8 protein-coding genes and 1 pseudogene are annotated in these 12,011 nt (G+C 47.8%); 8 read left to right on the forward strand and 1 reads right to left on the reverse strand.

From position 1 onward, the window contains the following. Positions 1–23: 23 nt before the first annotated feature. Positions 24–2,435 carry a class I adenylate cyclase gene (locus C9I43_RS14595; RefSeq protein ID WP_107883965.1) on the reverse strand — a complete coding sequence of 804 codons (2,412 nt, stop codon included), beginning with the start codon at positions 2,433–2,435 and terminating at the stop codon, positions 24–26. 195 nt (positions 2,436–2,630) lie between these two features. Here C9I43_RS14595 and hemC point away from each other — a divergent pair, with 195 nt between their 5' ends. The 8 genes and pseudogenes from hemC to C9I43_RS14635 all read left to right on the forward strand — a co-directional run bounded on the left by hemC (position 2,631) and on the right by C9I43_RS14635 (position 11,828). Then, positions 2,631–3,563 (forward strand): hydroxymethylbilane synthase, encoded by a 933-nt coding sequence (hemC, locus tag C9I43_RS14600; RefSeq protein WP_076499039.1) that lies wholly within the window; start codon positions 2,631–2,633, stop codon positions 3,561–3,563. 4 nt (positions 3,564–3,567) lie between these two features. Continuing rightward, positions 3,568–4,308 carry a uroporphyrinogen-III synthase gene (locus C9I43_RS14605; RefSeq protein ID WP_107883967.1) on the forward strand — a complete coding sequence of 247 codons (741 nt, stop codon included), beginning with the start codon at positions 3,568–3,570 and terminating at the stop codon, positions 4,306–4,308. A gap of 60 nt (positions 4,309–4,368) precedes the next feature. Next, positions 4,369–5,553 carry a uroporphyrinogen-III C-methyltransferase gene (locus C9I43_RS14610; protein ID WP_107883969.1) on the forward strand — a complete coding sequence of 395 codons (1,185 nt, stop codon included), beginning with the start codon at positions 4,369–4,371 and terminating at the stop codon, positions 5,551–5,553. Continuing rightward, a complete protein-coding gene (locus C9I43_RS14615) occupies positions 5,550–6,716 on the forward strand; it encodes a heme biosynthesis HemY N-terminal domain-containing protein (protein ID WP_107883971.1) in 1,167 nt (388 codons plus the stop codon). The genes C9I43_RS14610 and C9I43_RS14615 overlap by 4 nt, the downstream gene beginning before the upstream one ends. 428 nt (positions 6,717–7,144) lie before the next feature. Then, positions 7,145–9,458, forward strand: a pseudogene (locus tag C9I43_RS19090) (retention module-containing protein); the annotation flags it as partial. Positions 9,459–9,861: 403 nt separating this feature from the next. Then, positions 9,862–10,485: an Ig-like domain-containing protein gene (locus tag C9I43_RS19105; protein ID WP_107883973.1), complete on the forward strand. Its 624-nt coding sequence runs from the start codon at positions 9,862–9,864 to the stop codon at positions 10,483–10,485. 85 nt (positions 10,486–10,570) lie between these two features. Next, positions 10,571–11,677 carry an Ig-like domain-containing protein gene (locus tag C9I43_RS14630; protein WP_181317899.1) on the forward strand — a complete coding sequence of 369 codons (1,107 nt, stop codon included), beginning with the start codon at positions 10,571–10,573 and terminating at the stop codon, positions 11,675–11,677. After that, entirely contained in the window at positions 11,655–11,828 is a 174-nt protein-coding gene (locus C9I43_RS14635) for an Ig-like domain-containing protein (RefSeq protein ID WP_258191980.1), read from the forward strand. Before C9I43_RS14630 ends, C9I43_RS14635 begins: the two co-directional genes overlap by 23 nt. The last annotated feature ends 183 nt before the right edge of the window (positions 11,829–12,011 follow it).

Consider the following 12,011-nt stretch of genomic DNA (forward strand, 5'->3'; position numbering starts at 1 on the left):
TTTCAACGCATCTAAAAGTAACGTTAAAATTCAGTATCTTGATCGGTAATGTCCATACCGAAAGGTGCCACGGTTAACTCGCCCATGACTCGTACTAAATGAAAAAACTGCGGAATATTAAACTGTGCACGTGAAGCATAGTGCTCGTCAAACACATAGTGATGACTCACTTTATTGACTAACTCGTCCATGTTAGATCCCGCCTGAACATAATGACTTAACTGGTTTTCTTCATCGAGAATAAATACGTCCAAGTTATCGGTTCGCTGGCGTAAAAAATACTGGATAGTACCTTTAGCGGCATAGTTTTGCACCACTTTAGGCATACTCGAAAAGGGATCATCGCCCAGCTCAGGGCGCGGCAGTTGCACTAAGTGACTACGAGATAACTGTTGATAAAAAGACTTAGCATCACTCAAGTCCTGATAGGCCATACCGAGTGGATTAAAAAAGATCCCATAACGGGTATGACGTATCTGCAGTGGCTGCACTAAGGTGCTCGATTGCTGCACTTGTTGGCACAGACGTACCGTTTGCCTCAGTAAAGTTTTGACGGCTAATTTGAGTTGCGGCCGTAATTTTTGCGAGCAGCTGATCACATCGATATCCACAGGCAAATTGGCACGTCTTAATCCAGGCGTGACAAAGGCTAACGCTTGCAGTACTGCGGTATCGCCTTCAAAGCGATGGCACTGCCACTCGCCCCAACTGTTTAAACAAATCGCATCTAATGCACCGAGCATATTGGCTTTTTTACGTCCGAGTGAAAACACGTTCGCGTTCATCACATCGACCATCATTTCCTGTCCGAGCCATTCAATCGTGGGGTCGCAGTCTAAATTCAGCATAAAAATTAATTTACGGAAGTGCCAAGGCTTACATAAATCCAACTTTGACACGCGCCAATCGTGGCCAATAAAATTAAGCAGCCGTTTTGATGCTTCGGTAAGACGCCGCGATTTGGCTTTACTCTGACCAAACTCATGCCATTTGGTTTCAGGTGTAGAAACTCCGTTTAAACAGGCCCAAATCATCAAGGTTGATGGCGCCTTACCTTTACATATTGCCGATTCACCTAAAAGATTTTGTGGCTGTGGCCCTTGTCGATAAAGGTAGTACTCACGTACACGCGAGCTTGACACCATAGTAACTTCAGACTCAGCGACCGAAGCGCTCCACAGCAAATTAAGCTTGGCGATTTGATCTTCATCTTGGCTAAAATAGGTATGTAATTTTCGAGTCAGCATACCGAGCTCTTCAATCCGCAAACCTTCATTTAATGCATGCGTCGATGCGAAACGCAGTAAGGTTTGGTAGCTTGCCAATAATAGCTCGTTAAGCTGGTCGTTAAACCAATTGAGTTGACCACTGTGCCAATGCTCACAGTCGTCTAAAGTCGCAATTAAGCTATCGGGCCACTGCCAGTCCTGTACTAACTGTTTTAATTGAGCATAGCGCCAATCTTTCCCCTCTTGAACGCGGCTCAAATACACACCACATTTCAGATAAAAACAGCGGCGTACAATCTCAAGTCGACGGGTATCATTTTGCTTAAGTAAATAGGCTTCAATGATCTCGTAAATAGAATAATAAGCATCATTCAATATCGAGAAATCTCCCGCTAAAGATCGCTGCCACAGGCGATCGCAAAGCAAGCTAGAATGTGGGTAATCGCTAGCGTAAGCTTCAAGTAACAATACTTTAATCAAGGCTTTATGGGGTTTATCCAAACCTTTATAGAGCTGCCATAACGAAGCCCCAAAATACTCACTCGCGGGCAATTCGTGTACGTCACCTAAGGACAACAATGCTGGATTGAGTTTTGCGTCTGGCCACCATGCAATCGTTTTACCCGCTAGCCGAATTTGGCTACGATAAAATTCTTCAAGTAATAACCAATGTTGAGCACTACCACTGTGTTCGTGGGCCATCGATGATTGACAGCCATGGATAGCTTGATCGCCACAAAACTGCTGCGGATGGACTAAGTAAAAATTAACCTCAAACTGATACTCGGCAAACCAAGCAGTCAACCTGTTGGTCTTAACTCTGATTAACGCTAAATCTTCAGCACACAAATCGGCACGGTGTATGAGCCAAACATCCACATCACTCTTATTGTTTTGGCCAAAACTACCGGTGCTCCCCATAGCATAAACGCCTTCAAACGCATTCACATCGGCCTCTTCAGTCATAAATGGCAGTGAAAATACGTCACAGGCTTGGGACTCTCGCTCATCAACAATATACTCATTAATGCCACAGGGAGTATTGGAGGCACTGTAACCGGGATACTTAACGCTATTGTGGTGAACGAGAAAGGGGATCAGATGAAATAAGTGCTTTTGCAGCGGGGGCAGCAATACTAAGGCACGCGCTATTCGCACTTTATTAAGCTTTTCGGCTATATCAGGAAATTGTATTTGCTGATCCATTCAAAAACACGGCACATATGAAGAATGTGCTCATGTTAACACTTCTGTAAATTCGAGCAACCAAACGTGATCCGCATCACATTTACGTTTAACTCAGAACCTCGCAGACTTCAAAGAATCGACACAGCTTCCTTACATAAACGATGTGCCAATGTTAGCATTGGCGCAACTATGATCTTTGATGGAAACTCAAGCATGTCTCAAAATCACATTCGTATTGCTACTCGTAAGAGCCCGCTAGCCATGTGGCAAGCTGAATTTGTTAAAGCTGAATTAGAGCGTATTCACCCAGGTATTGTGGTTGAACTACTGCCCATGAGCACCAAAGGCGATGTCATGTTAGACACGCCATTAGCTAAAGTTGGCGGCAAAGGCTTATTTGTTAAAGAACTCGAAGTCGCTATATTAGAAGGCCAAGCTGATATCGCTGTGCATTCAATGAAAGATGTACCGGTCGAGTTTCCTGAAGGCTTAGGGCTTGAGATTATTTGCGAGCGCGAAGATCCACGCGATGCTTTTGTATCAAATTTATATAAATCCATCAGCGAATTACCACTAGGCGCAATCGTTGGTACTTCAAGTTTACGTCGCCAATGCCAATTACGTGCGGCGCGCCCTGATATTGTGATTAGAGATTTACGCGGCAACGTCGGTACGCGCTTAGCCAAGCTAGATAACGGCGAATACGATGCTATTATTCTTGCTGCTGCAGGACTTATTCGCCTCAAATTGTCAGCGAGAATTGCAAATTTCATTTCTCCAGAAGAATCATTACCCGCCAATGGCCAAGGTGCAGTCGGTATTGAATGCCGTACTAATGATGAGCGCGTTAAAGCCCTGCTGGCTCCATTAGAACATTTAGAAACGCGTTACCGCGTTATCGCCGAGCGTGCGATGAACACTCGCCTAGAAGGTGGCTGCCAAGTACCGATTGGCGCATTTGCTGAAATTGTGGGTGATGAAATGACGTTACGTGGCCTTGTTGGGAACCCTGATGGCAGCGAAATCATCGAAGGCGTGATCACCGGCCCCAAAACCGAATCAACGCAATTAGGTATTGCTCTTGCTGAAGAACTCTTAAGCAAAGGTGCAAAAAGCATACTCGACGCCGTTTACGCTAAAGCTTAAGCCGATGAAAGTCTTACTGACGCGTCCTGAAGGGCGCAATCAGTCTATGGTTGATGCCTTGAATGAACGAGGCATTGCCCACTGGGTTACACCTCTATTGTGTGTCCAAGCGAGGCCCCCTATCGCAGCAAGTATCCCGCATCCACTGGCCAACGCCGATATGATTATCTGTATCAGCGCCAATGCGGTAACGTTTGCTGACGACGCTTTAACCGCTACAGATCCACAAACTCAAACATGGCCTCAAGCTCAATATTTTGCTGTTGGACACGCTACGTGGGAAGCATTAGATAAACTCGATATTGTCGCCCTCGAAGCCCCAGATGATTGTCAGCAGACCGAGGGATTACTCACACTCTCGCCGCTACAAGATATTAAAAATAAACAAATTATTATTATTCGGGGTGTTGGCGGCCGTGAAACATTAGCCGAGCAATTAGTTGAGCGCGGCGCCAATGTTCGCTATTGGGAAGTGTATCAACGAGCTTGTCCACCGCTAAATGGACGACACATTGCCTTACAATGGCAACACTGCGGGATAGACACTATTGTTATCACCAGCGGTGAAACTCTCGATAATCTGATTAATTTAGTGCCAAAAGAGTTATTTGCATGGCTGCGCGCATGTCATATCATAGTCCCAAGTCATCGAGTAGAAGCTCAAGCTCGCGCTTTTGGTATAACCCAAGTTACCAATGCTAGTGCAGCCAACAACAAAGCCGTGCTAAACGCCCTTAAACTCTAAGCGCTATTTAGCCGGGTTTTACTCGAGTTTCGGCAGTAGCATGTTTTCAAGGACTGTTAAATGGATAACAATAAGCACGACGCAAAAAATACAGAATCAGAGGCTACTCCTACTATTATTGCACCATCGATAATAACCGATGACACGCCCGCGACTTCAGCATCCTCCGCTGAAACTCAAACAAGCAAAGCCAAACCACAAAGCACTGCGCGCAAAACCACTGTCTCCACTAGAAGCTCATGGGCAATTCGTTTGGGGGTTTTATTAGCATTAGGCTTAACGGTATGCTGCCTTGGCGGCGGCTTTATGTTGTATCAACAGATGCAACAACAACTACTAACGCAGAATCAGAAAAATCTCGCCCTGCAAGAGCAACTACAGCAAGCACTGCTACAACCCAATCAACGTATTAGTCAGCTTGAGCAGCAACAGCTAAATGATGCTAAGACTTACCAAGAATTATCTAAGTTAACCGAAGAACAAAAGCAATTGCAGGATAGGATCAATAAACTCGCCCAGCGCAGTCCTACTCATTGGATGGCCTCAGAAGCCGAATATCTAGTAAATATGGCAGGTCGCAAACTATGGCTAGAGAAAGATCCCCGCACTGCCACTGATTTATTGAAATCAGCCGATGAAACCATCGCCGCAATGAACAACCCCGCGTTATTACCAATTCGTAAAGCACTGGCAAAAGATATCGCCGCCACGTCCAGCATAAAACCAACCGATATTGATGGTAGTGTGTTAGCTCTGGATACCTTAATTGAGCAACTCGATAAACTGCCACTTAATCGCACTGATGTAGACGCCGATGCGCCGCAAGATACTGTGATTACCAGCGATTTAAATGATTGGCAAAGCAATTTAGGTAAAACCTGGAAAGCATTAACTGAAGACTTTATCACTATCCGCCATAAAACTGCTGATGCACCCGCCTTACTCGCACCAGAGCAACAATGGTATTTAGTTGAAAATATTCGCCATAAACTATTGCAATGCCAACTTGCACTATATCGCTATGATAGAGCTTCGTATCACCAATCGCTTATGATGGCGCGTAAATGGATACAAACCAACTTTGATATACAAGATCATAAAACGGTCGAAGCCATTGCCGAAATTGATAAATTAGCAACCTTAGAACTTGACCCTATAACCGTAAAATCCTTTGCCGCAAAACCTTTACTGTTACAGCTCACAAGTTATGGTGAACTCACCTCATTAGAGGGTGCGCCACTATGATTAAGATATTAATATTGTTACTCATAGTGCTGATTGGTTTATGCATCAGCCCTTGGTTAGTCGGCAATACTGGGTATGTATACATTGCGGCAGGTGATTATCAGATTGAAACCAGTTTAGTCTTTGGCATCATTGCTTTAATTATATTTTATGCTGTATTTCAAATACTGGAATGGATAGTAGTTACTGCCATTAACCTAATGTTACGTAGCCGTTTTATCCCGCACCACTGGCGCCGACGTTCCGCTAAAAAACATACATTAATGGGCGCATTAGCACTGGCTGAAGAAGATTGGCCAGCAGCAGAGCGAGCGATGATCAAAGGCGCTGACAACGGTGAGCTACCTGCACTGAATTTACTTGCTGCGGCACGGGCTGCACAGTATCAACAAAAAATAGCCGAGCGTGACCAATATCTTAATCGCGCAGCAGCACAACCACTGGCAGCAAACGCGGTTACAACCACACGCACTCGGTATCTTTTAAAACAAGGGGAATTAACCTTAGCCCGCGTCGAGCTCGACAAGTTATCTCCTACAAGTAAAAGCAAAGCCCCAGTACTTAAACTTGCCCTTGAGCTACATCAAGCACAAGAAGATTGGGATGCGCTTAAACTATTGTTACCTATTTTGAAGAAACGCCAAATCCTTGATGATACTCAGCTGAATGAACTAAATATCGCCACTCACAGTGCTTTACTGCAAGCGGCAACCATTAAAGGTGAAGAAGCATTAGAACAATGTTGGCAATGGTTACCACGCAGCGAGCGTAATCAGTCTCAGTTTCTAGCGATTTATGCTATGGGTTTGTGTCGCTTTAATCGTAAAGATCAAGCCATGAAACTGCTCTCGAAAAAGTTACGCAGCTCTCCAGAACCCACATTGCTACAAGCTATCCCCGAAATTACAACAGCTCAAGATACCGAGATCCGTAAAGAGTTACTGAAATATGAAGTGACTCATGAGAATAATGCAGACTACCAGACCTGCCTAGCCAAGCTATATCAGCAAACCAGGGACATGAAAGAAGCAAAAATCTGCTGGCAAAATGTTTGTCGACTAGAACCGACTAAAGCCTCTTGGTTAGCCTTAGCTAGGATTCAAGAACAGTTAGGCGAGCAAAGTAACGCTAATCAAAGTTATCGTCAGGCTGCTAATCTATAACTCTATTCAATCCATCGATAAACGATGCCGTGATTTCTAAATAATGAGTCACGGCATCATGACTAACAACTCAGCAACGCCATATTCCCTGAAAATCCCACCTATTTGCTAATAAAAAACTATTTTTACAATTTACTAATCTCTAATTTAAGATTAATTTGTTATATATATGTTTTTTTATAGAAACCAAAGACACTAAATACAGCCCACTCTGCAAATTTAACCACTATATCTAGTTACACATCTAAATTTTGACACTATCGTACGTTTATCTTGCTCAAGCCCATTAAAACTAACCAGCGCAGCTGTGTCAATAAATTGACATCCGTCGTTCCATTAGCTAATATTTCGCCAATTGTATCGCGATCCAACACATCTGTTGGATTAATACTTTATGGATTAACACACTTGGCTGTTGGGAGCTTACTATGGGATCGGTAATTACATCAAAAAAAGGTTTGCTTAAGCTGGTAAATGGGCAAATTGATATCGAAGTTGATGGTTCAAAGCAACCCGCTAAGGATGGCGAACAACTCCCTAAAGGTGCTGTGCTCAATATAGGCGAAAACGCAACCTATGAGATCACCTTCGACGATGGCACTAAGCTATCTAACGAGGTTGAACCGAATACAACAGCTGCGGTTGCTCCCACGGCAAATAATGACGCTGCTTTTGATGAAATCCAAGCGTTACAAGATCTTATCGCATCAGGCGAAGATCCAACCAAAAACCTACCAGAGACCGCCGCAGGAAACACACCCGGTCGTGACGGTAACTCAGGCTATGTCACTTTAGCCCGTGGTGGTAGTGAGATAATAGCAAGCTCAGGCTACTCAACGTCAGGCCAATCATTCGCAGCGACAGTTATCAATACACCAGAACAAACAATCGCCACCGACTCTCCCTCAATCCTTAACAATGACAGTAATATTGTCGACGAAGATACTATTGCTTCTGGCAACGTTCTCGATAACGACAGTGATGTAGATTCAATTTTAAGCGTCGTTAGTTTCGAAATAAATGGAACAACCTACGCGGCTGGTACAGAAGTCGCCCTCGAAAGCGGCTCCTTAGTATTAAATGCTGATGGCTCGTACACTTTCACACCTAATGAAAACTGGAATGGCCAAGTCCCAGTCATTACCTACACCACTAATACTGGTGCAAGTACGACGTTAACGATTAATATCACACCTGTCGACGATCCTTCCATCATTACAAATGACAGTACCACAGTTGCAGAAGACACTGTAGCAACAGGCAACGTGCTTGATAATGACAGTGATGTAGACTCAACCTTAAGTGTTGTGAGTTTCGAAGTCGGCGGTACCACCTATGCATCAGGAACAGAAGTCGCGCTCGAAGGCGGTATTCTGGTTCTTAATACAGACGGATCTTATACTTTCACGCCAAATGAAAACTGGAATGGCCAAGTACCAGTCATTACTTACACAACCAATACTGGCTCTTCAGCAACATTAACCATCAATGTCACACCAGTCGCCGATGGGGGACCTAGTGTCACTATCAATACTGATACAAACAATGATGGTTTTATCAGTAACGAAGAGCTAGCTGGCAATACTGAAGTCAATGTCACTATTGGCTTAGATGGCACAGGTGCAAATGTAGGCGATACGCTGACTGTTAATGGTGTTGACTACACACTGACTCAGGAAGATATCAACAATGGCTTTGTGAATCTCAACCTTCTAGCTCCCGGTGAAGGCGAAACGATTACAGTTGTAGCGACGATCACAGACAGTGCCGGTAACACATCTCCTGAAGGCAGTGATTCAGCACTACTCGATACGACTGCGCCAACAATTACTGTTGATGCACCTGATGAAACCCAAGATACTACACCAACGATCACAGGTTCGACTGATGCACCGCCAGGTAGCACTATTACGATTGTTGTCACCGACAGCACAGGTGCAGAGCAGACTCTCACCACCACAGTAAACCCTGATGGTACCTATTCTGTCGATGTCATTAGCCCACTCGCCGAAGGCCCTATTACAGCAACAGCGACAGTTACAGATCCTGCAGGTAATACTGGCACAGCCACCGATGACGGTAATGTGGATATCACAGCACCTAATATTACTGTAGATGCACCCGATAATACACAAGATACCACCCCAACTATTACTGGTTCGTCAAATGCAACGCCAGGTAGCGCAATTACGATTGTTGTCACAGATAACACAGGTGCAGAACAGACATTAACAACGACTGTTAATGAAGATGGCACCTACGCAGTAGACGTCACAACCCCTCTGGCTGAAGGTGATTATACCGCTGTAGCAACAGTGAAAGATCCAGCTGGTAATACAGGTAAAGCCACTGATAATGGCAATGTAGACACCCAAATTGACCAAGATGGCGACGGCAACACCGTGGCGATCACCAGCATTACCGATGACACTGGCGCCTCGGCAGCGACTTCATCACCAATGACAACACCTTAGTGTTCAACGGCACGGTCGATTTAGGCGACAACAGCACCTTGGCCGTCACCATCAATGGCGTGGTGTACACCACCGCCAACGGCTTAGTGATTGATGTCAGTGGCAACTGGAGCATCGACTTAACTGACAGCGAGCTGGCTGACGGCACTTACCCTGTCAGCGCCACCGTCACCGACTTGGCCGCAACAGCAAAACAGTCACCCAAGACGTGGTGATTGATACCGCAGCGCCCAGCGCCACCATTACGGTGGACAACATCACCAGCGATGACGTCCTCAATGCCCAAGAAGCGGCTGGCGATGTCACCGTCACCGGTACCGTTGGTGGCGATGCTGCCATCGGTGATACTGTCACCATGGTGATCAACGGCACCACTTACACCACCACCGTTATCGCCCTCACCACTGGCGGCCTAGGCTTTAGCCTCCCTGTTGCGGGAAGCGATTTGGCACTGGATACCACGTTCACCGTAACCGTTTCTGGTTCCGATGACGCCGGTAACCCATTTACTGCCGACACCGTTTCGACACACACCGTCGATGGCAGCGCAGCGCCACCATTACGGTGGACAACATCACCAGCGATGACGTCCTCAATGCCCAAGAAGCGCTGGCGATGTCACCGTCACCGGTACCGTTGGTGGCGATGCTGCCATCGGTGATACTGTCACCATGGTGATCAACGGCACCACTTACACCACCACCGTTATCGCCCTCACCACTGGCGGCCTAGGCTTTAGCCTCCCTGTTGCGGGAAGCGATTTGGCACTGGATACCACGTTCACCGCAACCGTTTCTGGTTCCGATGACGCCGGTAACCCATTTACTGCCGACACCGTTTCGACACACACCGTCGATGGCAGCGCCAGCGCCACCATTACGGTGGACAACATCACCAGCGATGACGTCCTCAATGCCCAAGAAGCGGCTGGCGATGTCACCGTCACCGGTACCGTTGGTGGCGATGCTGCCATCGGTGATACTGTCACCATGGTGATCAACGGCACCACTTACACCACCACCGTTATCGCCCTCACCACTGGCGGCCTAGGCTTTAGCCTCCCTGTTGCGGGAAGCGATTTGGCACTGGATACCACGTTCACCGCAACCGTTTCTGGTTCCGATGACGCCGGTAACCCATTTACTGCCGACACCGTTTCGACACACACCGTCGATGCAGCGCCAGCGCCAGCATTACGGTGGACAACATCACCAGCGATGACGTCTCAATGCCCAAGAAGCGGCTGGCGATGTCACCGTCACCGGTACCGTTGGTGGCGATGCTGCCATCGGTGATACTGTCACCATGTGATCAACGGCACCACTTACACCACCACCGTTATCGCCCTCACCACTGGCGGCCTAGGCTTTAGCCTCCCTGTTGCGGAAGCGATTTGGCACTGGATACCACGTTCACCGCAACCGTTCTGGTTCCGATGACGCCGGTAACCCATTTACTGCCGACACCGTTTCGACACACACCGTCGATGGCAGCGCCAGCGCCACCATTACGGTGGACAACATCACCAGCGATGACGTCCTCAATGCCCAAGAAGCGGCTGGCGATGTCACCGTCACCGGTACCGTTGGTGGCGATGCTGCCATCGGTGATACTGTCACCATGGTGATCAACGGCACCACTTACACCACCACCGTTATCGCCCTCACCACTGGCGGCCTAGGCTTTAGCCTCCCTGTTGCGGGAAGCGATTTGGCACTGGATACCACGTTCACCGCAACCGTTTCTGGTTCCGATGACGCCGGTAACCCATTTACTGCCGACACCGTTTCGACACACACCGTCGATGGCAGCGCCAGCGCCACCATTACGGTGGACAACATCACCAGCGATGACGTCCTCAATGCCCAAGAAGCGGCTGGCGATGTCACCGTCACCGGTACCGTTGGTGGCGATGCTGCCATCGGTGATACTGTCACCATGGTGATCAACGGCACCACTTACACCACCACCGTTATCGCCCTCACCACTGGCGGCCTAGGCTTTAGCCTCCCTGTTGCGGGAAGCGATTTGGCACTGGATACCACGTTCACCGCAACCGTTTCTGGTTCCGATGACGCCGGTAACCCATTTACTGCCGACACCGTTTCGACACACACCGTCGATGGCAGCGCCAGCGCCACCATTACGGTGGACAACATCACCAGCGATGACGTCCTCAATGCCCAAGAAGCGGCTGGCGATGTCACCGTCACCGGTACCGTTGGTGGCGATGCTGCCATCGGTGATACTGTCACCATGGTGATCAACGGCACCACTTACACCACCACCGTTATCGCCCTCACCACTGGCGGCCTAGGCTTTAGCCTCCTGTTGCGGGAAGCGATTTGGCACTGGATACCACGTTCACCGCAACCGTTTCTGGTTCCGATGACGCCGGTAACCCATTTACTGCGACACCGTTTCGACACACACCGTCGATGCCAGCGCCAGCGCCACCATTACGGTGGACAACATCACCAGCGATGACGTCCTCAATGCCCAAGAAGCGGCTGGCGATGTCACCGTCACCGGTACCGTTGGTGGCGATGCTGCCATCGGTGATACTGTCACCATGGTGATCAACGGCACCACTTACACCACCACCGTTATCGCCTCACCACTGGCGCCTAGGCTTTAGCCTCCCTGTTGCGGGAAGCGATTTGGCACTGGATACCACGTTCACCGCAACCGTTTCTGGTTCCGATGACGCCGTAACCCATTTACTGCCGACACCGTTTCGACACACACCGTCGATGCCAGCGCCAGCGCCACCATTACGGTGGACAACATCACCAGCGATGACGTCCTCAATGCCCAAGAA

Origin of the sequence: Shewanella morhuae (genome assembly GCF_003028295.1) — a bacterium.
Classification (GTDB): domain Bacteria; phylum Pseudomonadota; class Gammaproteobacteria; order Enterobacterales; family Shewanellaceae; genus Shewanella; species Shewanella morhuae.

Excerpts from the sequence above, each read along its gene's own strand:
- C9I43_RS14595 (WP_107883965.1), bottom strand. The coding sequence starts at position 2,435 with ATGGATCAGCAAATACAATTTCCTGATATAGCCGAAAAGCTTAATAAA.
- C9I43_RS19105 (WP_107883973.1), top strand. The coding sequence starts at position 9,862 with ATGGTGATCAACGGCACCACTTACACCACCACCGTTATCGCCCTCACC.
- hemC (WP_076499039.1), top strand. The coding sequence starts at position 2,631 with ATGTCTCAAAATCACATTCGTATTGCTACTCGTAAGAGCCCGCTAGCC.
- C9I43_RS14615 (WP_107883971.1), top strand. The coding sequence starts at position 5,550 with ATGATTAAGATATTAATATTGTTACTCATAGTGCTGATTGGTTTATGC.
- C9I43_RS14605 (WP_107883967.1), top strand. The coding sequence starts at position 3,568 with ATGAAAGTCTTACTGACGCGTCCTGAAGGGCGCAATCAGTCTATGGTT.
- C9I43_RS14610 (WP_107883969.1), top strand. The coding sequence starts at position 4,369 with ATGGATAACAATAAGCACGACGCAAAAAATACAGAATCAGAGGCTACT.